General features: G+C 69.3%; 19 protein-coding genes. 7 read left to right on the top strand and 12 right to left on the bottom strand.

From position 1 onward, the window contains the following. Positions 1 to 15 precede the first annotated feature (15 nt). The 4 genes from acnA to dut form a co-directional block, all read right to left on the bottom strand. Positions 16 to 2,826, bottom strand: a complete 2,811-nt coding sequence (acnA, locus tag RWQ91_RS01945) for an aconitate hydratase AcnA (RefSeq protein WP_314502284.1) — start codon at positions 2,824 to 2,826, stop codon at positions 16 to 18. A 136-nt stretch (positions 2,827 to 2,962) separates the two neighbouring features. Then, positions 2,963 to 3,739 (bottom strand): DUF3159 domain-containing protein, encoded by a 777-nt coding sequence (locus tag RWQ91_RS01940; protein ID WP_399545675.1) that lies wholly within the window; start codon positions 3,737 to 3,739, stop codon positions 2,963 to 2,965. Further along, entirely contained in the window at positions 3,736 to 4,335 is a 600-nt protein-coding gene (locus RWQ91_RS01935; protein ID WP_314502281.1) for a DUF3710 domain-containing protein, read from the bottom strand. Before RWQ91_RS01935 ends, RWQ91_RS01940 begins: the two co-directional genes overlap by 4 nt. Next, positions 4,332 to 4,784 carry a dUTP diphosphatase gene (gene dut / locus RWQ91_RS01930; protein ID WP_314502279.1) on the bottom strand — a complete coding sequence of 151 codons (453 nt, stop codon included), beginning with the start codon at positions 4,782 to 4,784 and terminating at the stop codon, positions 4,332 to 4,334. Before dut ends, RWQ91_RS01935 begins: the two co-directional genes overlap by 4 nt. Before the next feature lie 12 nt (positions 4,785 to 4,796). Between dut and RWQ91_RS01925 the strand changes: the two genes are divergently transcribed. Continuing rightward, positions 4,797 to 5,294 (top strand): DUF3093 domain-containing protein, encoded by a 498-nt coding sequence (locus tag RWQ91_RS01925; protein ID WP_314502277.1) that lies wholly within the window; start codon positions 4,797 to 4,799, stop codon positions 5,292 to 5,294. On the opposite strand, the gene RWQ91_RS01920 is transcribed toward RWQ91_RS01925, so the two are convergent. Then, positions 5,269 to 5,562: a DUF4193 domain-containing protein gene (locus RWQ91_RS01920; protein ID WP_314502275.1), complete on the bottom strand. Its 294-nt coding sequence runs from the start codon at positions 5,560 to 5,562 to the stop codon at positions 5,269 to 5,271. The two genes, RWQ91_RS01925 and RWQ91_RS01920, sit on opposite strands and share 26 nt — an antisense overlap. Positions 5,563 to 5,772: 210 nt before the next feature. Here RWQ91_RS01920 and sepH point away from each other — a divergent pair, with 210 nt between their 5' ends. Beyond that, the gene (gene sepH / locus RWQ91_RS01915) at positions 5,773 to 6,807 is read left to right on the top strand and encodes a septation protein SepH (protein WP_314502273.1); all 1,035 of its coding nucleotides are present in this window, start codon (positions 5,773 to 5,775) and stop codon (positions 6,805 to 6,807) included. 6 nt (positions 6,808 to 6,813) lie between these two features. Here the strand turns inward: sepH and RWQ91_RS01910 are convergent, their stop codons facing one another. Continuing rightward, positions 6,814 to 7,938, bottom strand: coding sequence for an alkaline phosphatase family protein (locus tag RWQ91_RS01910; RefSeq protein ID WP_314502271.1), 1,125 nt, complete (start codon positions 7,936 to 7,938; stop codon positions 6,814 to 6,816). A 77-nt stretch (positions 7,939 to 8,015) separates the two neighbouring features. Here RWQ91_RS01910 and RWQ91_RS01905 point away from each other — a divergent pair, with 77 nt between their 5' ends. Next, positions 8,016 to 10,466 carry a DNA topoisomerase IV subunit A gene (locus RWQ91_RS01905; RefSeq protein ID WP_314502270.1) on the top strand — a complete coding sequence of 817 codons (2,451 nt, stop codon included), beginning with the start codon at positions 8,016 to 8,018 and terminating at the stop codon, positions 10,464 to 10,466. Positions 10,467 to 10,487: 21 nt separating this feature from the next. On the opposite strand, the gene RWQ91_RS01900 is transcribed toward RWQ91_RS01905, so the two are convergent. Next, positions 10,488 to 12,566, bottom strand: a complete 2,079-nt coding sequence (locus tag RWQ91_RS01900; RefSeq protein WP_314502268.1) for a DNA topoisomerase IV subunit B — start codon at positions 12,564 to 12,566, stop codon at positions 10,488 to 10,490. A gap of 180 nt (positions 12,567 to 12,746) precedes the next feature. Between RWQ91_RS01900 and RWQ91_RS01895 the strand changes: the two genes are divergently transcribed. Beyond that, the gene (locus RWQ91_RS01895) at positions 12,747 to 12,968 is read left to right on the top strand and encodes a hypothetical protein (protein ID WP_314502266.1); all 222 of its coding nucleotides are present in this window, start codon (positions 12,747 to 12,749) and stop codon (positions 12,966 to 12,968) included. On the opposite strand, the gene RWQ91_RS01890 is transcribed toward RWQ91_RS01895, so the two are convergent. Together RWQ91_RS01890 and RWQ91_RS01885 are read right to left on the bottom strand one after the other, a co-directional pair. Further along, the gene (locus tag RWQ91_RS01890) at positions 12,969 to 13,997 is read right to left on the bottom strand and encodes an alanine racemase (protein ID WP_314502265.1); all 1,029 of its coding nucleotides are present in this window, start codon (positions 13,995 to 13,997) and stop codon (positions 12,969 to 12,971) included. Next, positions 13,994 to 14,722, bottom strand: coding sequence for an alanine racemase C-terminal domain-containing protein (locus tag RWQ91_RS01885; RefSeq protein ID WP_314502263.1), 729 nt, complete (start codon positions 14,720 to 14,722; stop codon positions 13,994 to 13,996). The genes RWQ91_RS01890 and RWQ91_RS01885 overlap by 4 nt, the downstream gene beginning before the upstream one ends. A 70-nt stretch (positions 14,723 to 14,792) precedes the next feature. Between RWQ91_RS01885 and RWQ91_RS01880 the strand changes: the two genes are divergently transcribed. Further along, positions 14,793 to 15,815 (top strand): sugar-transfer associated ATP-grasp domain-containing protein, encoded by a 1,023-nt coding sequence (locus tag RWQ91_RS01880; protein WP_314502261.1) that lies wholly within the window; start codon positions 14,793 to 14,795, stop codon positions 15,813 to 15,815. An 86-nt stretch (positions 15,816 to 15,901) separates the two neighbouring features. On the opposite strand, the gene RWQ91_RS01875 is transcribed toward RWQ91_RS01880, so the two are convergent. From RWQ91_RS01875 to RWQ91_RS01865, 3 genes are all read right to left on the bottom strand, one after another. After that, positions 15,902 to 16,597 (bottom strand): coenzyme F420-0:L-glutamate ligase, encoded by a 696-nt coding sequence (locus RWQ91_RS01875; RefSeq protein WP_314502259.1) that lies wholly within the window; start codon positions 16,595 to 16,597, stop codon positions 15,902 to 15,904. Beyond that, positions 16,597 to 18,030, bottom strand: coding sequence for an RNA polymerase sigma factor (locus tag RWQ91_RS01870; RefSeq protein WP_314502257.1), 1,434 nt, complete (start codon positions 18,028 to 18,030; stop codon positions 16,597 to 16,599). The genes RWQ91_RS01875 and RWQ91_RS01870 overlap by 1 nt, the downstream gene beginning before the upstream one ends. A 217-nt stretch (positions 18,031 to 18,247) precedes the next feature. Then, complete coding sequence (locus tag RWQ91_RS01865; protein WP_314502255.1) at positions 18,248 to 19,171, bottom strand: PAC2 family protein; 924 nt, start codon at positions 19,169 to 19,171, stop codon at positions 18,248 to 18,250. A 93-nt stretch (positions 19,172 to 19,264) separates the two neighbouring features. Between RWQ91_RS01865 and RWQ91_RS01860 the strand changes: the two genes are divergently transcribed. Continuing rightward, positions 19,265 to 20,779 carry a leucyl aminopeptidase gene (locus RWQ91_RS01860; protein ID WP_314502253.1) on the top strand — a complete coding sequence of 505 codons (1,515 nt, stop codon included), beginning with the start codon at positions 19,265 to 19,267 and terminating at the stop codon, positions 20,777 to 20,779. Next, positions 20,779 to 22,152, top strand: coding sequence for a dihydrolipoyl dehydrogenase (lpdA, locus tag RWQ91_RS01855; protein ID WP_314502251.1), 1,374 nt, complete (start codon positions 20,779 to 20,781; stop codon positions 22,150 to 22,152). Before RWQ91_RS01860 ends, lpdA begins: the two co-directional genes overlap by 1 nt. Positions 22,153 to 22,249 lie beyond the last annotated feature (97 nt).

Here is a 22,249-nt window from a genome sequence, read left to right as displayed (position 1 = left end):
ACCCCTTCGGTGTGCTCAGACCAGCGAACGCAGGACGTACTGGAGGATGCCGCCGTTGCGGTAGTAGTCCGCCTCACCGGGCGTGTCGATGCGGACCACTGCGTCGAATTCGACCGCGGCCTTTCCCGGGGCGGAGAACTCGCTCGGGACTGCTGTCACGCGCACCGTCCGGGGCGTGACGCCGTCATTGAGCTGCTCGAGTCCGGAGATCGAGACGATCTCGGTACCGTCCAGGCCCAGCGACGACCAGGACTGCCCGGCGGGGAACTGCAGCGGCACGACGCCCATGCCGATCAGGTTCGACCGGTGGATGCGCTCGAAGCTCTCGGTGATGACGGCCTTCACGCCCAGCAGGCTGGTGCCCTTGGCCGCCCAGTCGCGTGAGGAGCCCGACCCGTACTCCTTGCCGCCGAAGATGACCAGCGGAGTGCCGGCGGACTGGTAGTGCTGGCTCGCGTCGTAGATGAACGACTGCGGACCGCCGTCCTGCGTGAAGTCGCGGGTGTACCCGCCCTCGACCCCGTCCAGCAGCTGATTGCGCAGGCGGATGTTGGCGAACGTGCCGCGGATCATGACCTCGTGGTTGCCGCGGCGCGAGCCGTAGGAGTTGTAGTCCTTGCGGGTGACGCCGTGCTCCTCGAGGTACCGGCCGGCCGGGCTGTCGGCCTTGATGTTGCCGGCGGGGCTGATGTGGTCGGTCGTCACCGAGTCGCCGAGCGTCGCGAGCACGCGCGCGCCGGTGATGTCGCTGACGGGGGTCAGTTCCATCGTCATGCCGTCGAAGTAGGGCGGCTTGCGGACGTACGTCGATTCGGCGTTCCACTCGAACACGTCGCCGGTCGGGGTCGGCAGCGTCTTCCATCGCTCGTCGCCCTCGAACACGCTCGCGTACTGGTGCGTGAACATGTCCTTGTTGATCGAGGAGTCGATCGTGGACTGCACTTCGGCGGCGTCCGGCCAGATGTCCTTGAGGAACACGTCGTTCCCGGCCTGGTCCTGCCCCAGCGGGTCGGTCTCGAAGTCGAAGTTCATCGACCCCGCGAGCGAGTAGGCGATCACCAGCGGCGGGCTGGCCAGGTAGTTCATCTTCACGTCGGGGTTGATGCGACCCTCGAAGTTGCGGTTGCCCGAGAGCACGGCCGTGACCGCGAGGTCGTTCTGCTGGACGGCGGCGGAGACCTCCTCGATGAGCGGGCCGGAGTTTCCGATGCACGTGGTGCAGCCGTATCCGACGGTGTAGAAGCCGAGGTCCTCGAGATCCTGGGTGAGACCGGCCTTCTCGTAGTAGTCGGTGACGACCTTCGATCCCGGCGCGAGAGTGGTCTTGACCCAGGGCTTGGCCTTGAGTCCCTTCTTCACGGCGTTGCGCGCGAGCAGGCCCGCAGCCAGCATGACCGAGGGGTTGGACGTGTTCGTGCACGACGTGATGGCGGCGATCGTGACCGCGCCGTGGTCGAGCGTGAACTGCTCGCCGTCGGGCATGACGACGGGAGTGGGCTTGGATCCCTTCGTCGGCGCGTGGCTGTGGTGGTGGTGCGTGTGCCCGCTGTACTCGTCGTCCGGCGAGTTGCCCGGAGGATCCGATGCCGGGAAGGACTCCGAGCCCTCGAGGTCGACGAGGTCGTGCTCGACGTCGGCGTAGTTGGTCAGGTCGCTCGCGAACTGCGTCTTGGCCTGCGTGAGGATGATGCGGTCCTGCGGTCGCTTCGGACCGGCGATCGAGGGCACCACCGTCGAGAGGTCCAGCTCGAGGTATTCGCTGAACACCGGCTCCTGATCGGCGTCGTGCCAGAGCTTCTGCAGCTTCGCGTACGCCTCGACCAGCGCGACCTGCTCCTCTCCGCGGCCGGTCAGGCGCAGGTAGTCCAGCGTGACCTCGTCGATGGGGAACATGGCCGCAGTGGATCCGAACTCCGGGCTCATGTTGCCGATCGTGGCGCGGTTGGCCAGCGGCACCGAGGCGACGCCCGATCCGTAGAACTCGACGAACTTGCCGACCACGCCGTGCTTGCGCAGCATCTCGGTGATCGTGAGCACCACGTCGGTCGCGGTCACGCCCGTGGGGATCGCACCGGAGAGCTTGAAGCCGACGACCTTCGGAATGAGCATCGAGACCGGCTGGCCGAGCATGGCCGCCTCGGCTTCGATTCCGCCCACACCCCAGCCGAGCACGCCCAGGCCGTTGACCATCGTGGTGTGCGAGTCGGTTCCGACGCAGGTGTCGGGATAGGCGCGCAGCACCCCTCCCACTGACCGGTCGTAGATGACCTTGGCGAGGTGCTCGATGTTGACCTGATGCACGATGCCGGTTCCCGGCGGCACGACCTTGAAGTCGTCGAACGCGGTCTGACCCCACCGCAGGAACTGGTAGCGCTCGCCGTTGCGCTCGTATTCGATCTCGACGTTGCGCTCGAGGGCGTTCTCGGAGCCGAACAGATCGGCGATCACGGAGTGGTCGATCACCATCTCGGCCGGTGAGAGCGGATTGATCCGCTTGGGGTCCCCGCCGAGCGCCTCGACCGCTTCGCGCATCGTGGCGAGGTCGACGATGCAGGGCACGCCGGTGAAGTCCTGCATGACGACGCGTGCGGGTGTGAACTGGATCTCGGTGTCCGGCTCCGCTGCGGCATCCCACGAACCCAGCGCCTCGATCTGCGCCTTCGTGACGTTCGCACCGTCTTCGGTGCGAAGCAGGTTCTCCAGCAGCACCTTGAGGCTGAAGGGAAGCCTCTCGAAGCCGGGGACGGCGTCGATGCGGAAGATCTCGTAGTCGGTGCTGCCGACCGTCAGGGTGCTCTTTGCACCGAAGCTGTCAACCGTGGACACGCGTGTCTCCTTCGTCGGCGGCGGAGCGGGCCATGGGCCCGGCTCTGTCCATCATCCCTGTCCCCGGGCACAGTGGCTAGTGAGGCTGGCCTAACCGTCGGACGGAGAAATTTATCTTGATGTCAAGATAAATATATCACTTGCCGCGTGCGGGATAGAGAGCCCGGACGGCCAGCCAGGTGACCGCGACGAGCGGGGCGAACAACGGCAGTCCCATGATCAGCTTCAGGGTGCCGAGCGCCGTGACGTCGCCCGCGAAGTACAGGGGCAGCTGGACGGCGAGACGGAATGCGAACAGTCCGGCCCAGGCGATCGCCAGCCAGAAGAACACCCGCCGCTTGCGTTTGTCGGCCCGCCAGCGCGTGCCCTCGTTCATCAGGAATCCCACCGCGAGGCCGATCAGCGACCATCCGATCACCGCGGAGACCAGGAACGCGCTGCCGTACACCGCATTCGTGATGAAGCCGAAGACGAAGTTGTCCTGACCGCGTCCGGTGAACAGAGCCAGGGCGGCGGCACCGGCGGTTGCGACCAGGCCCCCGATCGCGGCGCTCGGCGGCGACTTGGTGGCCAGGCGGATGATGGTGAAGACGGCGGCGAGCCCCACGGACAGGCCGAGCGACAGCGGGAGATTACCCGTCTGGGTTGCCCGGTCGTACGTGAGGGTGAACAGCACGACGAACACGAGGCTCGGCAGGACCGATTCCAGGATGCCGCGCCACCCGCCCATGGCCCGCCACACGACATGACCGGTGGGAGCTCCCTGCGCCGGGTCCATGCCCGCGCGCTTGGCCGCCTCGCCGAGCGCGGCGCCCACGAGCTCCGAGGCGGACGGGGGCGGCGTCAGAGACGGTGTCGAAGACGGCGCCGGATCGCTCTCGCGATCGGACGCCGGTTCGGGCGCGCTGGTCACGCGGTGCCCGGCGTGGCGGGCATCCGCAGCGGGATCAGGTCGCGCGGAGGCATCGGGGTCCCGCCGCGGACGACGACGATCGAGCGGAACAGCTCCTCGACCTGGGCGGCCGCATCCACCTCCGCCGTCGCCGCGCCGCCGATGACGCCGCGCAGGAACCAGCGGGGTCCGTCGACCCCCACGAAGCGCGCCAGCCGCTTGCCGGCGGCGCCGTCCGCACCGGCCGCCACGGGTACCTCGGCGAGCAGCTCCGGTCCGAGCGGGCCCTCGCGCTCTTCGACGCGTCCACCCTGCTGGCGGATCTGCGCGCGGATCTGCTCGCGCGTCTCCTCCCACAGTCCGGTCGTGCGGGGCGCGGCGAACGGCTGCACCTGCAGAGTCGAACCGGCGTAGTCCAGTCCGACGGCCACGATGCGCTTGGTCTGCTCCTCCACCTCCAGGCGCAGATTGAGCCCTTCGCGCGGAAGGATCTTGATCCCGCCGAGATCGATGTACGGGCGGACGGGGTTGGCCTCCGACTCGTCGAAGGGGCCGGCCGTCGCGCGGTCCTCGAGAGGATCCGGGCGAGGGGTGTCGGCGGGTGTCGCGTCGGTCATGCGTGTGCTCCGTTGGTCTGATATCCCGTGGATCCGAATCCGCCGTCGCCGCGGACGCTGTCCGGCAGCTGCTCGACGGGGATGAAGTTCGCCCGCGACACCGGCATGACGATGAGCTGGGCGATGCGATCGCCGATTCCGATGTCGTACGCCTCCGTGGCGTCCGTGTTCAGCAGTGTGACCTTCACCTCACCGCGGTAGCCCGCGTCCACGGTGCCCGGGCTGTTGACGATCGTGATGCCGTGCCTGGTGGCCAGTCCGCTGCGCGGAACCACGAAGGCCACATAGCCGTCCGGAAGCGCGATCCGCACGCCCGTGGCGACCAGCGCGCGTTGGCCGGGCTCGAGGCGCAGCGCCTCGGCCGAGACGAGGTCGGCGCCCGCGTCACCCGGATGCGCATACGTGGGGACGCCGGGGGCGATAATGAGGACGTCCACAGTTTCAGCCACGCAACGAGGGTAATGCAGAAGACAGTGAGCGGTGTCCGAGGCCAATCGGCGCTCTTCTACCGCGAGAGACTGAGCCCGTCGCTGTGGGTCATCGTCAGCGCGGCCGTGGCGGCGCCGATGGCGGCGCTGGTGATCGCGCCGATCGACACCACCGTGGCTCTCGTCGCCGGCGCGGTCGTGGGCGTGGCGATCGTCGCCCTGCTCATCGCCGGTTCGCCGGTCGTGCAGGTGCGCGACGGCATCCTCATCGCCGGCCGCGCGCACATCGACGTCGGCTACACGGGCGAGGCGACGGTGCTGACCGGTGATGACGCCCGTCACGCGCGCGGCCCAGGCCTGCATCCGCGTTCGTGGCACGTGATCCGCGGCGGGATCGACGGCATCGTCATCGTCGAGATCACCGACCTCGACGATCCGGCGCCGTCGTGGGTGCTTTCCACGCGGACTCCCGACCGCTTCGCGGCGGCCCTCCGGCGCGCTCAGGCTACGCGGCGCACTCCGAGCAGATAGGTCCGTCGGCGCCGTCGTGGTCGAGCTGGGAGCGGTGCTTCACCAGGAAGCAGTTCACGCAGGTGAACTCGTCCTCCTGCGCCGGGAGCACGACGACGTCCAGCTCCAGGTCCGACAGATCCGCGCCGGGCAGCTCGAACCCCGAGGGGTTGTCCGCGTCCTCCACGTCGACCGAGCCCGACAGTTTGTCGGGCACCCGCTCCTTGAGAGCCTCGATCGACTCGCTGTCGTCTTCGGTCTTGCGGGGGGCGTCGTAATCCGTGGCCATGCGTGAACGTCTCAACTTCCGGGGAATAGCAGGGGTGCCAGACCCTGTCGGGCGGCGATAGTTTGCACGACCTGAACCCATTTCGCAAATGCGCGATCCGATCCAGGCCTGCGTTGCCCTGAAACTCGCGGCGCGCGTCGGATATTCCCGATGCGGGACGGGCCCTGTGACACCATGGGCGCACACCGCTGGATCGGAGGGGCGTTTCGCATGGAGCAGCTCAAAGTCATCGGAACCGAAGACGATGTGCTCGTGCTGGTCACCGAGTCTGGTGACCGGTTCTCACTGGCCATCGACGACGTGCTGCGCGTCGAGCTTCGCAAGGCACGCAAGGACCGTGATGCGGACTCGCAGGTCGTGCGCCCGAGTCCGCGCGAGATCCAGATGCACATCCGCGCCGGCATGTCCGCCGAGGAGGTCGCGGCCCTGCTGGGCGCGCGCGTCGAGGACGTCGCCCGCTTCGAGGGCCCGGTGCTCGCCGAACGCGAGCACATCGTGAGCCAGGCCCTTGCCGTGCCGGTGCTCCTGGGCGCCGAGCTGGATCCCGACGTCCACCCCACTTTCGGAGGAGCCGTGCGCGCGAAGCTCGCCGAGGCGGGCGCCTCGGGCGAGCGCTGGACGAGCTGGAAGGAGGCGACGGGCTGGGTGATCAAGCTCGAGTTCGCGGCGAACCAGGTCGAGCACGACGCGCGGTGGGGTTTCGACCCCCGCCGCAGCACCCTTTCACCGTTGAACGCCGACGCGATCCAGCTCTCCCGCCAGGGTTCCCTGCCGGAAGGACTCATCCCGCGCCTGCGGGCACTCGAGTCCGCGCCCGCCAAGGACGACACCCGCTTCGACAGCGGCGCGTTCGGCCCGCGACGCCTGCCGGATGCCGATCTGGAGAGCCCGGAGCTGCACGAACCGGTCGCACCGGCCGTGCAGGAGGCCGCGATGAAGCGGGCGAGCTCGTCCGCGGTGACCTCGTCCGAGACCGCCGATCTGCTCGAGGCGCTGCGCCGTCGCCGCGGGCAGCGCGAGCCGCTTCCGGGAGCCGAGGAAACGGCTTCCTCCCGCAATCACGCCCCGGTCGCCCTGTTCGACGCCCTCGAGCCCGGCTACGACGAGACGCCCCACGACCAGCGCCAAGAGTCCTCCGCGGACAGGGAGCGCGAGGCCGTCGCCGAGGCGGCGGGCAGACGCAAGGGCCGCACGTCGATGCCGTCGTGGGACGAGATCGTCTTCGGCGCCCGCACGGAGGACTGAGCGGCTTCAGCCGAACGCGCCGAGGCGGATCAGCGGCACGCTGCGCTCCTCGGCCGTGAGAGAGCCGTGCTGGCCCACCATCCGCTGGGCGCCCTTGTCTTCGAGCCGGTCGTCGTAGTACGCGATCCCGCTGCGGGCCGAGACGAGCACATCCCCGATGCGAGGCAGCACCTCGCGGCTGACCGTTCCGAACAGCCCCGCGGCGACGGCTTCGTCCCGCCCGAGCACCCAGGACCGCCCGGACTCCCCGGCGCGCCAGCGCTCGAGCACCGCGGGCGCTTCGCCGGCCGCCGCATACAGGTGCAGCATGCGGGGTTCACCGCCGATGTCGTGCACGCCTTCGAGCAGCGCGTCTTCGTCCGTGAGCAGCACGTGCCGATGACGAGGGACATCCACCATGCCGTGGTCGGCGGTCACGATCGCGCCGATGCCGGGAGCCAGGGCGTCGGCGAGCACGCGTGCCGCGGCATCCACCCGCTCGAGGGACGCGACCCACTCATCGGACTGCCAGCCGCGCTTGTGACCGATCGCGTCGAGGTCGGGCGCGTAGACGTACACGAACGAGCCCGGATGCCGCGCCGCCAGGTCCGCGGCGATGCGGGTGCGCTCGGCCACGTCGGCCGCCCCGACGAACTGCGCCCCGCGCATCGTGGCGTGGGTGAAGCCGGTGCCGGCGTACTCGCCCTTGGACACGACGAAGGACGCTCGACCCTGCGACGCGAGGCGCTCGGTGAAAGGCGCCGCGCGCTGGAACGAGGGATCGAGGCCGTCGGTGTCCCACCCGCGCAGCTGGTTGAGCACCTCGCCCCGCTCGGGCACGAGCGCGCGATACCCGACGATGCCGTGTTCGCCGGGCGGCGTTCCGGTCAGCAGACTCGTCAGCGCCGAGGCCGTCGTCGAGGGGAAGACGGTCCGCGCGACATCCTTGCGCGAGCCGGCGGTGGCCAGGAAGCGGGCGTGACCGGAACGGGCGGCGAGGTTGTGCGCGCCGAGCCCGTCGACCACGAACACGATGGCGCTGCGAGCCGGAGAGAACCAGTCGGACCGGCCTTCCAGAGCGGCCAGCATCTGCGGCACGACACCGGTGAGGCTCCGGGCTCGCGGCGGGTCCGCGGGTAGGCTGAGGGACATCGGGGCCAGTCTCGCACACCGGCGGGACGACCTTCCCGAACACCCCCGCAGACGTCGTCACCCGAAGCCGGATCGCCATGCCCGCAGCGCCCATCGACTCCTCCCCCGCCGCCGAGGAGCGCATCGAAGACGTCGATGTCTCCACCGAGATGCAGGGATCCTTCCTCGAGTACGCCTACTCGGTGATCTATTCGCGGGCCCTCCCGGACGCGCGCGACGGGCTGAAGCCGGTTCAGCGCCGCATCCTCTACCAGATGGCCGACATGGGCCTGCGCCCCGACCGCGGGCACGTCAAGAGCGCTCGCGTGGTCGGCGAGGTCATGGGCAAGCTGCATCCGCACGGCGACGCTCCGATCTACGACGCACTCGTCCGCCTCGCCCAGTCGTTCTCGCTGCGGGTGCCGCTGGTCGACGGCCACGGCAACTTCGGCTCACTCGACGACGGCCCGGCCGCCCCCCGATACACCGAGGCCCGGCTCGCCCCGGCGGCGCTGGCGCTCACCGAGAACCTCGACGAGGACGTCGTCGATTTCATCCCGAACTACGACGGACAGTTCCAGCAGCCGGCCGTGCTGCCGGCGGCCTACCCGAACCTGCTCGTCAACGGGGCGACCGGCATCGCTGTCGGCATGGCGACGAACATGGCGCCGCACAACCTCATCGAAGTCGTCGCAGCGGCGATCCATCTGCTCGACCATCCGGACGCCACCGTGGAAGAGCTCATGGAGTTCGTCCCCGGGCCCGACTTCCCCTCGGGCGGGATCGTCATGGGCCTCGAGGGCGTGAAGGATGCCTATACACGGGGTCGCGGCGCGTTCAAGATCCGCGGCCGGGTGTCGGTGGAGTCCCTCGGACCCAGGCGAACGGGCCTGGTCGTCACCGAGCTGCCGTACCAGGTCGGCCCCGAGCGCGTGATCGAGAAGATCAAGGACGCCGTCCAGTCCAAGAAGCTCACGGGCATCGCCGACGTGACCGATCTGACCGACCGCAACCACGGACTGCGCCTGGTGATCGGCATCAAGACCGGCTTCGATCCCCAGGCGGTGCTCGATCAGCTCTACCGGCTCACGCCGCTGGAGGATTCGTTCAGCATCAACAACGTCGCGCTGGTCGAGGGCCAGCCGCAGACTCTCGGCCTCAAGGAGCTGCTCGAGGTCTACCTCGGTCACCGCGTGCAGGTCGTCACGCGCCGCAGCCGCTTCCGGCTCGCTCGGCGCGAGGAGCGCCTGCACCTGGTCGAGGGTCTCCTGATCGCGATCCTCGACATCGACGAGGTCATCCAGGTCATCCGCACCTCCGACGACAGCGAGCAGGCGCGGGCGCGCCTGCGCGAGGTCTTCGACCTGAGCGAAGTGCAGGCGGAGTACATCCTCGAGCTGCGTCTGCGGCGCTTGACGAAGTTCTCGCGCATCGACCTCGAGACCGAGCGCGATTCCCTCAAGGCAGAGATCGCAGAGCTGCAGCAGCTGCTGGGCAGTGAGGCGCTCATCCGCGCTCAGGTCGCGCGCGAGCTCGACGCGGCCTCGGATGCGTACGGCACGCCCCGGCGGACGCTGCTGATGAACGGCAAGCCTGCCGCTCCCCGGCCGACGCGGGGCGCGCCCGCGCCCGACCTGCAGATTGCGGACGCACCGACCGTCGTGGTGCTCTCCACCACGGGGCGCGCGGTGCGCGTGGACCTCAACGAAGGACAGGAGCTGACGGCTCCGGCCCGGCGCAGCAAGCACGATGCGACCCAGGCGACGGCGGCTTCGACGACGCGGGGCGAACTGGGCGCGGTCACCACGGCTGGCCGGGTGCTGCGGTTCTCCCCCGTGGACCTGCCGTCCGTTCCGCCGGCTTCCGTTCAGCTGGCCGCAGGAGTCGTCCTGCGCGAATACCTCGGCATCACCGACAAGAACGAGCGGGTGCTCGCGCTGATCCGCTTCGAGGACACGACGCCGTTGGCCCTCGGCACGCGCCAGGGCGTCGTCAAGCGCATCGTGCCGGCCACCCTGCCGCCCAAACCCGACGTCGAGATCATCGGCCTCAAGCCGGGTGACGCCGTCATCGGAGCGGCTTCGGCACCGGATGCCGCGGAGCTGGTCTTCGTGGCCAGCGATGCCCAGCTGCTGCGCTTCTCGGCCGGCACGGTCCGGCCCCAGGGGGCGCCGGCGGGCGGCATGGCGGGAATCAACCTGTCCCCGAAGGCGAGCGCCGTCTTCTTCGGCGCCGTCCAGGGCGACGATCTGATCGCGGTGACGATCTCGGGGACCGACGGCGTGCTGCCGGGCACGGATCCCGGGCGCATCAAGGTGTCGCGGTTCGAGGAGTTCCCGGGCAAGGGACGCGCGACCGGAGGCGTGCGCGCGCACGCGTTCCTGAGGGGCGAGGATCGACTGTCCCTCGCCTGGGTGGGAGCGGCGAACGCCCGCGCGGTCGGGCCGGACGGTGCGGCCCGCACTCTGCCGGAGGCGACGGCGAAGCGCGACTCGTCGGGCCAGCCGCTCGATGCCGTGATCGGCTCGATCGGCGGCACGCTGGTCTGACGCCGGCGCGGCGATCCGGCCTCAGGCGTCGATCGCCTCGCGCGACAGGCGGTCCGAGGACTCCACGATGAACTCGCGTCGCGGTGCGACCTCGTTGCCCATCAGCAGCTCGAACACGCCACCGGCCATCTCCGCGTCTTCCAGTCGCACGCGGCGCAGCATCCGGCCCGATCGATCCATCGTGGTGGTCGCCAGCTGGTCGGCATCCATCTCGCCGAGCCCCTTGTAGCGCTGCACCGGCTCGTGCCAGCGGCGCCCGGACTTCGTCACCTTGGTCAGCAGCGCGTGCAGCTCGTTCTCGCTGTACGTGTAGATCGTCTCGTTCGGCTTGGTTCCCGGGTTCATCACGATGACCCGGTGAAGCGGCGGCACGGCGGCATAGACCCGGCCGTCGTCGATGAGGGGGCGCATGTAGCGGAAGAACAGCGTGAGCAGCAGCGTGCGGATGTGCGCGCCGTCGACGTCGGCGTCGCTCATCAGGATGACCTTGCCGTACCGGGCGGCGCTGAGATCGAACGTGCGTCCGGATCCGGCCCCGATGACCTGGATGATCGACGCGCACTCGGCGTTGCTCAGCATGTCGCTCACCGACGCCTTCTGCACGTTCAGGATCTTGCCGCGGATCGGCAGCAGCGCCTGGAACTCGCTGTTGCGGGCGAGCTTGGCGGTGCCGAGCGCGGAGTCGCCCTCCACGATGAACAGCTCGGACTGGGCGACGTCCGACGAGCGGCAGTCCACGAGTTTCGCGGGCAGGGACGAGGACTCCAGCGCGTTCTTGCGCCGCTGGGTCTCCTTGTGTGCGCGGGCCGAGATGCGGGCCTTCATCTCGGCGACGACCTTGTCGAGCAGGAGCGCGGTCTGGGCTTTGTCGTCGCGCTTGGGAGAGGAGAAGCGCGCGGCGAGCTCCTTGCGCACCACCTGGGTGACGATCTGGCGGACGGCGGGGGTGCCCAGGATCTCCTTGGTCTGCCCCTCGAACTGCGGCTCCGGCAGACGCACGGTGAGCACCGTCGTCAGCCCTGCCATCACGTCGTCCTTCTCCAGCTTGTCGTTCCCGACCTTGAGGCGGCGGGCGTTCTGCTCGACCTGCGTGCGCAGTACGCGCAGCAGTTCCTGGTCGAAGCCCTGCTGGTGGGTGCCGCCCTTGGGCGTGGCGATGATGTTGACGAACGAACGCGTGACGGTGTCGTAGCCGGTGCCCCACCGAACCGCGATGTCGACATGGCACTCGCGCTCCACCTCGGTCGGCACCATCGCTCCGGTCGGCTGAAGCACGGGAACCGTCTCGGTGAAAGTGCCGCTGCCGGTCAGGCGCCACGTGTCGGTGATCGCCGCGTCGGTCGCAAGATACTCGGCGAACTCCGAGATGCCCCCGTCGAAGCGGAAGGACGTCTCGTTGTGCTCCTCATGCCGCTGGTCGCGGACGACGATCTCCAGACCGGGAACCAGGAACGCGGTCTGCCGGGCGCGCGTGGCGAGCTCTTCGAGCTGGAAGGCGGCATCCTTCGTGAAGATCTGCCGGTCGGCCCAGTACCGGATGCGGGTGCCCGTGACTCCGCGCGGCGCCTTGCCCGTGACCCTCAGCTCGCTGCGCAGCTCGAAGGGCGTGAACGGCGAGTCGGGCGAGGGGTCGCCCTTGTCGGCGAAGATCCCCGGCTCGCCGCGGTGGAAGGACATCGCCCACGTCTTGCCGCCGCGGTCGACCTCGACGTCGAGTCGCTCGGAGAGTGCGTTCACGACCGAGGCGCCCACGCCGTGCAGACCACCGGAGGCCGCGTACGACCCGCCGCCGAACTTTCCGCCGGCGTGCAGCTTGGTGAACACCACCTCGACGCCGGACAGGCCGGTCCGCGGCTCGATGTCCACCGGAATGCCCCGGCCCGTGTCATGCACCTCGACGCTCGCGTCCGCGTGCAGGACGATGTCGATGCGCTTGCCGTTGCCCGCGAGGGCCTCGTCGACGGCGTTGTCGATGATCTCCCACACGCAGTGCATGAGACCGCGGGAATCGGTCGAGCCGATGTACATGCCCGGGCGCTTGCGGACCGCCTCGAGCCCTTCGAGCACCTGTAGGTGATGGGCGGAATACTCGGAGGTCACAATCCTCAAGATTATCCGTGGTGTCCGCGGCTGCCATGCACAGACACGGGGCACGGGATCCGCGTACGCGCTGAGCGAAATGTCATGCCACCGCGGCATAGCGGTAACAATCGCGTGGTTGTATGTGATGACCCCGCAAGGGTGACGAGATCCGAGCGACGCTAACGAGGAGGACCCGAGATGACCACGCTATCCACCCCCACCGAGCCCGCCGTTCTCGACTACCGCCTCACGGCGCTGGACCGCTGCGACTCCTGCGGCGCCCAGGCCTACATCGCCGCCGAGGTCAACGGCAGCGAACTGCTCTTCTGCGCCCACCACGGCCGCAAGTACGAAGAGAAGCTGCGCTCGGTCGCGACCAGCTGGCACGACGAGACGGCCCGCCTGCTCGAATCGGTCTGATCACTCGCCGCGGTAGACCCGCGGCACGAGCGGTGAGATCCGAACGAGGATCTCCTCGCCGACCGTTCCGATCGTCTCCGCGAGATCGGTCGCCGAGGATGTTTCCGGCCCGAACACGGTGACGTGATCGCCCACGGCGGCGTGCGGCCACGCCGTCACCCTCGAGTGCGCCAGGTCGATCCGGGCGAACTCGAGGTTCCGGTGGGCTCGGGTCGCGATCGCCGAGGGCAGGCCGTGCAGCGATCCCACGCCCACGGTCACGTCGTGTTCCCCGACATGGGTGACCGGCGCGACCAGAGCAGCGATCGGGCGGATGCCGAGATCGAGCTCGGAGGGTCCTCCCGCGGGCCGCACGCCGTAGCAGAACGCCCCGATCCGAACCAGGTCGCAACGGAACTCCGGGCGCGCGAACGCCGCGGCGCTCGCGGCCAGATGACGCGCCTCGAGGACGAACCCCGCGGCTTCCGCTGTCGCGACCGCTGTGTCGAAGACCGCGCGCGCCGCGTCGTCCTCGTCATCGCTCGCCTCGGCCAGGTGACTCCAGACTCCGACGACGCGGATGCGCCCCTGTCGCTGCAGCACGGCCGCGCGGCTCAGCACGTTCTCCCACTCCTCCGGGCGGACGCCGTTGCGGTGCAGGCCCGTGTCGATCTTCAGGTGGACGCGGCCCACCGCTTCCACCTCTTCCGCCACGGCGGCGATGTCCTCGAGGAAGCCGGCATCGCCGACTCCGAGATCGATGTCGGCTGACAGCGCGCGCGCGATGTCGTCGCGCCCGACCGTCGACCAGGACAGGATCCGAGCGGTGGGACCCGCGGCCTGGCGGGCCCGCAGCGCTTCGCGCACGTCGAAGGACCCGAAGCACTCGAGCCCCTCGGCGACCGCTCGGCGGACGATCCGCTCGATGCCGTGGCCGTAGGCGTCGTCCTTCACGACGAGCATCAGGCGGGCCGGGGCCACCCGTGCCCGGACGACCGTGAGGTTGGCGGCGAAGTCGTCCAGGTCGACCCTCAACTCGGGGCCGTTCATCTCACGTACTCCCGGTCGTTGCGCAACCCGACGGCCGTGACCAGTTCGGCCGCCTGCAGCCCCGTCGCCGCAGCCCATTCCGCGACGGCCGGTGCGTCGGAGACCGGATCGCCGAAGAACACGACCTCGTCGCCGCGGTCCACCGCGCCGAGCGGACCGACGTCGATCACGCACACGTCCATCGCCACCCGTCCGACGATCGGATGCCGCTCCTGGCCGACCCGCACGGTGGCGGCGTTGCCGAGTGATCGGACCACGCCCTGCGCGTATCCTCCGGTGACCAGGGCGACCACCGTGTCGCGGGTCGCCCGGTGCGTGTAACCGTACGAGACGCCCTCGCCCGCGCGCAGGACCTTGCAGCTGAGCACGACTCCCACGAGGCTCAGCACCGGCGCGAATCCGGGCGTGAGACCGTACACCGCCTGCGAATCGGCGGACGCCCCCGCGGAGACGAGTCGCGCCGGCTCGACGGCGCCGGCCAGCCGCGCCACCCCGGTCTCGTCCACCATGAGGGCCTGCGCGCCCTCGGACAGGGCCATGGTCGCGACGAACTCCAGGCCGTGACCCCAGGCGTCCGCGCGAACATCGACGATGCCGTCAGCGGAGCTGGAGAGCACCGCCCGCAGATTGAGCTCGAGAGCGGAACGTGAGATCCGCGCGAGGGGGGCGGTGCGCGCCGAGGGAACCGAACCGGACGCTGCGCGCCCAGGGATGCCGAAGGTCACGGCATCTAGACTAACCGGGGCGCATCGCCCGTCGACCTCCCGCCCGTCAACGTCCCACCCCGGAGCACGCATGCCTCAGAACGGCCTCGGCCTCGCGCCCCGCCTGCGCTATCTCGCCGGCCGCGCCCGACGCATCGACGTCGGGTCCGTCCTGGAGCGCGCGAAGGAATCCTCCGCCCAGCACGGAAAGTGGACGCCCGCGATCGTCGTGGACATGCTGTGGCAGGCGGGTTTCCGCAACGTCGGCTTCCAGGACTACATCGACTACGACTTCGCGATCCTCAGCCCCGCGGAGCGGGCGACGTACATGACGCATCCGGTGTCCAACCAGCTCTCGCAGCGATTCGATCACCCGGATTTCCGCCACATCTTCCAGGACAAGGTGGAATTCGACCGGGTGTTCAGCGAGCACCTGCACCGCGAGTGGATGGTGGTGAAGGACGGCAATGCCCTCGACGTGCGCGCATTCGCCGAGCGCCACGGCACCATCGTCACCAAGGAGCCCGTGGGCCAGGCCGGCACCGGCGTGCACCGCTATCACGCCGCCGACGTGGCGGACTGGGACGCGTTCCATCGAGGTCTGCTCGAGCGCGGCGAGATGCTCATCGAAGAGGTCATCGTCCAGCATCCCGACCTCGCAGCGGTCTGCCCGGGGACGGTCAACACCACCCGGATCACCGCATTCTTCGACGGCGAGCGCACCCACATCCTCGCGATGGCCCAGAAGTTCGGCAGGGGCGCCGTGAGCGACCAGATGACCTTCGGCGGCTTCTACACGATGCTCGATGAGGACGGCCACGCCGTGGGGCCGGGCTACGACTCCCACGGGCACGTGCACGTGCGGCATCCGGATTCGGGCTTCGTGGTCGGCGAGTTCCAGCTGCCGATGATGGACGAGGTGCGCGCCTTCGTCGACCGTGTGGCGCGCGTCGTCCCCCAGGTGCAGTACGTCGGCTGGGATGTCGTGGTGACCTCGGACGGCCCCGTGCTGGTGGAGGGCAACTGGGGCGCGGGCGTGTACGAGAACAAGCCCAGCGTCACCGGCATCCGCACCGGTCACAAGGCCCGCTATCGCGCGGCGATCGGGTTTTAGACACGAGGCGGATCAATGCGAGCGCAGCCCGCGTTGATGCGGCTGCGTGTCTAGGTCGAGTAGCGAGCTTGCGAGCGTATCGAGACCTAAGCAGGCCTGACCACGCCGAGCGGCGTGGACTGGTGACCCTGACCCAGGGGATTGTCCTTCAGGATGGCGACGAGGCGCTTCTCCCCGGCCTTGTCGAGCGTCGAGCCGAGGATGTTGCCGCCGAGGTCGTTGATGTCCACGACCGCCACCTCGGCTGTTCCGCCGAGCATGTCCTTCAGGTGCCGGGCGACTTCGCGCGGACGCTCCGGTCCGAGGACCACGGCGTTGTTGTACGGCGGAATGGTGCCGCTGGTCGGCCCGTCGATCGCGCGGGCCCTGTCACCCGCGATCCGGTAGAAATCGCCCTTGCGCCCGAAAGCCTTCGTGACTGCCGACACGGCCGCGGCGAAGAGGATGCGGGGCGTTCCGCACTCCCGCAGCGCCATCTCCATCGTCTCGGGCATGCCGAGGCCGATGCCGTACGGCGTCCTCGTCACGTACTTGGACAGGAACAGAGCGAGCTTGCGTGGGTGGATCTCATCGAGCGCATACGAGCGTCCCTGAGTGATCGCGACGATCTTCTCGGTGACGAAGAAGATGTCGCCGGGCGCCACGACCTCCGTCGCGTACTCGCGGATGAAGGCGTCGAGGTCGTCCCCGGGCATCACGACCCGCGTGCGGATGGGGATGCGCGAGTAGGTCGACCCTTCGACGTCGACGGTCAGCGCCTTGCCGGCGTTGGCCTCCGACATCACTCGAGGTAATCCCGCAGCGACTGCGACCGCGACGGGTGGCGGAGCTTGGCCATCGTCTTGGACTCGATCTGGCGGATCCGCTCGCGCGTGACCCCGAAGGTGTCGCCGATCTGGTCGAGCGTCTTGGGCTGACCGTCGCCGAGGCCGAAGCGCATCCGGATGACGCCCGCCTCGCGCTCGGACAGCGAGTCCAGGAGCGACTCGAGCTGGCGCTGCAGCATCGTGAACCCGACGGCATCGGCGGGGACAACGGCTTCGGTGTCCTCGATGAGGTCGCCGAACTCGCTGTCGCCGTCTTCGCCGAGCGGCGTGTGCAGGGAGATCGGCTCGCGCCCGTACTTCTGCACCTCGATGACCTTCTCGGGGGTCATGTCCAGCTCGCGGCTGAGCTCCTCGGGCGTGGGCTCGCGGCCCAGGTCCTGCAGCATCTGACGCTGCACGCGGGCCAGCTTGTTGATGACCTCCACCATGTGGACGGGGATGCGGATCGTCCGCGCCTGGTCGGCCATCGCGCGCGTGATCGCCTGACGGATCCACCACGTCGCGTACGTCGAGAACTTGAAGCCCTTGGTGTAGTCGAACTTCTCGACGGCGCGGATCAGACCGAGGTTGCCCTCCTGGATCAGGTCCAGGAACTGCATGCCGCGACCGGTGTAGCGCTTCGCGAGCGAGACCACCAGGCGCAGGTTGGCCCCCAGCAGGTGGCTCTTGGCGCGCTGACCGTCACGGGCGACCCACTGCAGATCCAGGCCGGTCTGGTTGGACTTCTCGGCCGGCGTCATGTGCGACAGCTTCTCTTCGGCGAACAGACCCGCCTCGATGCGCATCGCGAGCTCGACCTCTTCGGCCGCGTTCAGCAGCGGCACCTTGCCGATCTGCTTCAGGTAGTCCTTGACCGGGTCGGCGGTCGCGCCGGTGATCATCGTGGAGTAGACCGGGACCTCGTCGTCATCGCTCGAGGAGATGACGATCGCTCCGGTGGGAAGCGGCTCGGAGAACGCGGGCTTGGTCTCCTCCTCGTCGTCGTCCTCCTCTTCGGCCTCGGACGCCTCGGCGTCGGGCTCCGCCGCCGGTGCGGCCTTCGCCCTGCCGCGCGGGGCCTTGGGCTTCTCGTCCTCCTCGGCCACGTCGAGCTCGACCACGACGTCGTCCAGCTCGACGACGTCCTCCAGCTCGGCGTCCTCCGGCAGGTCCTCGGTGTCGTCCTCGGTCGCCTTGGTGGCGCGCGCCTTCGCAGGAGCCTTCGCCTTCGTCGCCGCGGTCTTGGTCGCGGTCGACTTCGCAGCGGGCGCCTTGGCCGCGGTCGTTCGGGCGGCCGGCTTCGTCGCCGTCGTCTTCGCTGTCGTGGTCGCGGACTCCTCCGCGGAAGCGTCCACCGCGGTGTCCTCCGCGCTGGTCGCGCGGGTCTTGGTCTTCGTGCCTGAGGTCACGGTTCGCCTTTCACCGTCGAGCGCGTGTCGCACGCCCCCCGGTCGATTTCGGACACTAGTAAGACCCTTGTCAAGTCCCCGCTCTGCTGAGAAACCTCGCAGAACCGGTTGACAACGGGTCAGGTCATCTATTGTCGCACATTCGCCGCGCACATCGGACGTGCGCGGCCGTCACACTTGATACAACGCCGGGAACGAGGCGGGCATTCCGGGATGCTCAGGCGCCGCGCTTCTCGTCGTCGCCGGTGGGTCGATTCGCCAGGAACCGCTCGAGCTCCGCCGCGAGCTCATCCGCGCTGGGCAGATCGCCCGTGTGGATCATCGGCGTGGCCAGCGTCGACCCGGCCATGTAGGAGTCGTAGCGCTCCTCCAGACCCTGCACCATCCGGGACAGTTCCTCACTGCCGGCGACCTGCTCCTCCACTTTGGCCAGGTACGTGCGGTTCTCCTCGCGCAGCTCGTCTCCGGCGAACACGAGTCCGGTCGCCACGGTCAGGCTGTCCAGGCCGGCGAGCGCGGCCGCCGGGTACTCGGTGTCGCCCAGGTAGTGAGGGATGAGCAGGACGAAGCCCGCCACCTGCGCCCCGGCTTCAGCGAATCGGTACTCCAGCAGATGACCGGCCGTGGCCGGGACCTGCGTGTGGGGCTGCCAGACCGAGTGCGCCTCGGTCAGCTCGCCGCGCGTTCCGCTGACGGTCGTCCCGATGGGCCGGGTGTGCGGAACCGGCATCGGAATCGAGTGCACCCACGTCACGGAGAGCACGTCGTACGCCGCCGCGAAATCCAGGACCGCTTCCGAGAAAGCGTCCCAGCAGAAGTCGGGCTCGTAGCCGGCGAGCAGAAGGAAGGGCTGGCCCAGCGAGTCGTGGGCGAAGGACAGCTCGAGGCGCGGCGGGCGGTAGTCCGTCAGGTGGTCCTGCTCGAAGGAGATGAGCGGACGCCGGGCGCGGTAATCCAGCAGCACGTCGTTCGAGAACACGGCGACCGGCGTCGGATCGAGGTCGTCGCGGAAGTAGTCGACCAGACGGCTGACCGCGCTGCCGGCATCCGTGAAGCCGGTGAGCGCGATCACAAGCGGCAGTCCCCGCGGAATCGGCGGCGCGGATGCCACCCGCTCGTAGAGCGGAGCCGAATGAGCCATGCCCCCATGCTACGAGGCGTGCCCACCGGCACAGGTCGTGGCCGTCCCGCTCACAGCGAACACGGCCGGGAAGCGGTACCTAGGATGGAGTCCATGTCGTTTCCCGACCTCGTCGTCCGCACGTCCCCCCTTCGAGAATCAGACGCCGATGCGATCCTGCTCGCGGTGCCGCCGCTCGATCGGGCCGACTCGGAGGAACTGGCCGCCTGGCCGGGCCTGCGCGAGGCCCTGACGGCCGTCGGGTTCAGCGGGGCGCCGTCCGCATACCAGCGGGTCTTCGCCCCTGAGAGCACATCGCTTCCGCTCGCGGTCGTCGGAACCGGCGCGGATCCGGATGCCGCCGCCATCCGTGACGCCGTCGGCGCCGGCATCCGTCTGCTCACCGGCTTCACGACGGTGGGCGTCGCCGTCCTGGCGGACGCGGAAGCAACGCACGGTGACGCCCTGTGGCGCGCGGCAGCGGAGGGCGCGACGCTGGGCGGCTACCGCTTCGACGGGTACAAGACCGAGGCCCCGAAGCCCCGGGCCGCCCACGTCATCGTCCACAGCGCCGCGGAGCCGGCCGACGGCGAGGTGGCCGCGGTCCTCGCGGCCGCGGACGCCGTCGCCCTGGTCAAGGATCTCGTCTCGATCCCGGCGGAGTGGCTCGGGCCGGCCGACTTCGCTGAGCGGGCCGTCGCCTCCGTCGCCGGCCTTCCCGTCACCGTCGACGTGCTCGATGAGACGGCGCTGCGGGAGGCGGGATACGGCGGCATCCTGGGAGTGGGTCAGGGATCGGACCGCCCGCCCCGCCTCGTGCGGGTCGATTACGCGCCCGCGGAGGCCACGCGTCACGTCGCGATCGTGGGCAAAGGCATCACGTTCGACACCGGCGGTCTCTCCCTCAAGCCGCCCAGCTCGATGGTCGGCATGAAATACGACATGTGCGGTGCAGCGACGGCGCTGAGCGTCGTGCGCGCCGTGGCCACGCTGGGGCTGCCGGTGCGCGCGACGGCGTGGCTGTGCATCGCGGACAACATGCCCTCGGGTCGCGCGACGCGGCCGGGCGATGTCCTGCGCATGCTGGACGGGACGACGGTGGAGGTGCTGAACACGGATGCCGAGGGCCGGCTCGTCCTCGCCGACGGTCTCGTGGCGGCCAGCCGTGAGCGCCCCGATGTCATCGTCGATGTCGCCACGCTCACGGGGGCCATCACGATCGCGCTCGGCACGCGCCACGCCGGGGTCATGGGCGAGGATGCCGCCGTCGCGCGATACCTGGATGCTTCCGCCGAGACCGGCGAGCTCGCCTGGCACCTGCCGCTGCCGGCCCATATGGTCGACGAGCTGGACTCCCCCATCGCCGACCTGCAGAACGCGAAGATCGGCGACCCCGCCGGTGGATCGCTGTTCGCCGGACTGTTCCTGCGCCACTTCGTCGGCCGCGTGTCGGACGAACCCGAAGCCCCGCGCATCCCCTGGGTGCATCTGGACATCGCCGGTGTGGGCATGAACAAGGGCGGCGGCTACGGGTTCACCGACAAGGGGCCGACGGGAGCGACCGTCCGGTCGCTGATCCGGTTCGTCGCCGGGGGCGTGGGCGGAGCCCCGGATGGTGAGGAGATTTAATGACTGATCACACGTTCGACATCGTCGTCCTCGGCGGCGGCAGCGGCGGCTACGCCGCTGCCCTGCGGGCGGCCGAGCTGGGCAAGTCCGTCGCGCTCGTGGAGAAGGACAAGGTCGGCGGCACCTGTCTTCATCGCGGCTGCATCCCCACCAAAGCGCTCCTGCATGCTGCCGAGGTGGCGGACGTGGCTCGGGATGCCGCATCCATCGGCGTCCGCGCGACGCTGGACGGCGTCGATCCCGATGGCGTCCGTGCCTACCGCGAAGGGATCGTGGCGAAGAAGTACAAGGGGCTCGAGGGCCTGATCAAAGCGCGCGGCATCACGGTCGTCTCGGGCGCCGGTGTCCTCGAGGCGGGCCCGGCGGTCCGGGTCGGCGACGACCTGTACCGGGGCGCGGATGTCATCCTGGCAACAGGCTCCTACAGCCGCACGCTGCCCGGCGTGGAGATCGGCGGCCGGATCCTCACGAGTGAGCACGCCCTGGAGCTGTCCGAGATCCCCGAGCGCGTCATCGTCCTCGGCGGCGGGGTGATCGGCGTGGAGTTCGCCAGCGTCTGGCGCTCCTTCGGCGTGGATGTGACGATCGTCGAGGCCCTGGATCACCTCGTCCCCAACGAGGACGCGGCCATGAGCAAGGCCCTGGAGCGGGCGTTCCGCCGCCGCGGGATCGCGTACTCGCTCGGCGTGCGATTCGCCGGTGTGACGCAGACCTCCGACGCGGTGACGGTTTCGCTCGAGAACGGCACGACGCTCGAGGCGGACTACCTTCTGGTCGCCGTCGGCCGAGGTCCGGTCACCAGCGGGCTCGGGTACGAGGAGAACGGCGTCACTCTCGATCGTGGCTATGTCACCACTGACGAGCGCCTTCGCACCTCCGCTGACCACGTCTGGGCTGTCGGCGACATCGTGCCGGGACTGCAGCTGGCTCATCGCGGATTCCAGCAGGGCATCTTCGCGGCCGAGGAGATCGCGGGGCTGAATCCGGTCCTCGTCCCCGACCTGCACATCCCGAAGGTCACCTACAGCCACCCCGAGGTGGCCTCCGTCGGACTGACCGAGGCGCAGGCCATCGACGCGCACGGTGCCGCTGGGGTCGTGTCGTACGAGTACAACCTCGCCGGCAACGGGAAGAGCGAGATCATCGGCACCTCCGGGCTCGTCAAGATCGTCCGGGCGAAGGAGGGCCCCGTTCTCGGCGTCCATCTCGTCGGCGACCGTGTCGGCGAACTGATCACCGAGGGTCAGCTGGCCGTGGGGTGGGAAGCGCATCCCGAGGACATCGCTCCGTTCGTGCACGCGCATCCGACGCAGAGCGAAGCGCTCGGCGAAGCGTTCCTCGCGCTGGCAGGCAAGCCGCTGCACACCCTGTGACCCGATGCGTGTTGACACCGTCCGCGGACGCGCGATCACAGCCGCATCTTCACGACAGCGGCATCACTAAGCTAGAAACGACATCGGCATTCTGAAG

Source organism: uncultured Microbacterium sp., from assembly GCF_963524805.1.
Lineage (GTDB): Bacteria > Actinomycetota > Actinomycetes > Actinomycetales > Microbacteriaceae > Microbacterium.
Note: the sequence above shows the minus strand (reverse complement) of the source record. Positions and strands in the feature narration are given on the sequence as shown.

Coding starts and splice junctions, on each gene's coding strand:
- RWQ91_RS01935 (WP_314502281.1), bottom strand. CDS start 4,335: ATGACCGACGCGACACCCGCCGACACCCCTCGCCCGGATCCTCTCGAG.
- RWQ91_RS01925 (WP_314502277.1), top strand. CDS start 4,797: ATGCAGAAGACAGTGAGCGGTGTCCGAGGCCAATCGGCGCTCTTCTAC.
- RWQ91_RS01920 (WP_314502275.1), bottom strand. CDS start 5,562: ATGGCCACGGATTACGACGCCCCCCGCAAGACCGAAGACGACAGCGAG.
- sepH (WP_314502273.1), top strand. CDS start 5,773: ATGGAGCAGCTCAAAGTCATCGGAACCGAAGACGATGTGCTCGTGCTG.
- RWQ91_RS01910 (WP_314502271.1), bottom strand. CDS start 7,938: ATGTCCCTCAGCCTACCCGCGGACCCGCCGCGAGCCCGGAGCCTCACC.
- RWQ91_RS01905 (WP_314502270.1), top strand. CDS start 8,016: ATGCCCGCAGCGCCCATCGACTCCTCCCCCGCCGCCGAGGAGCGCATC.
- RWQ91_RS01895 (WP_314502266.1), top strand. CDS start 12,747: ATGACCACGCTATCCACCCCCACCGAGCCCGCCGTTCTCGACTACCGC.
- RWQ91_RS01890 (WP_314502265.1), bottom strand. CDS start 13,997: ATGAACGGCCCCGAGTTGAGGGTCGACCTGGACGACTTCGCCGCCAAC.
- RWQ91_RS01880 (WP_314502261.1), top strand. CDS start 14,793: ATGCCTCAGAACGGCCTCGGCCTCGCGCCCCGCCTGCGCTATCTCGCC.
- RWQ91_RS01875 (WP_314502259.1), bottom strand. CDS start 16,597: ATGTCGGAGGCCAACGCCGGCAAGGCGCTGACCGTCGACGTCGAAGGG.
- RWQ91_RS01865 (WP_314502255.1), bottom strand. CDS start 19,171: ATGGCTCATTCGGCTCCGCTCTACGAGCGGGTGGCATCCGCGCCGCCG.
- RWQ91_RS01860 (WP_314502253.1), top strand. CDS start 19,265: ATGTCGTTTCCCGACCTCGTCGTCCGCACGTCCCCCCTTCGAGAATCA.
- lpdA (WP_314502251.1), top strand. CDS start 20,779: ATGACTGATCACACGTTCGACATCGTCGTCCTCGGCGGCGGCAGCGGC.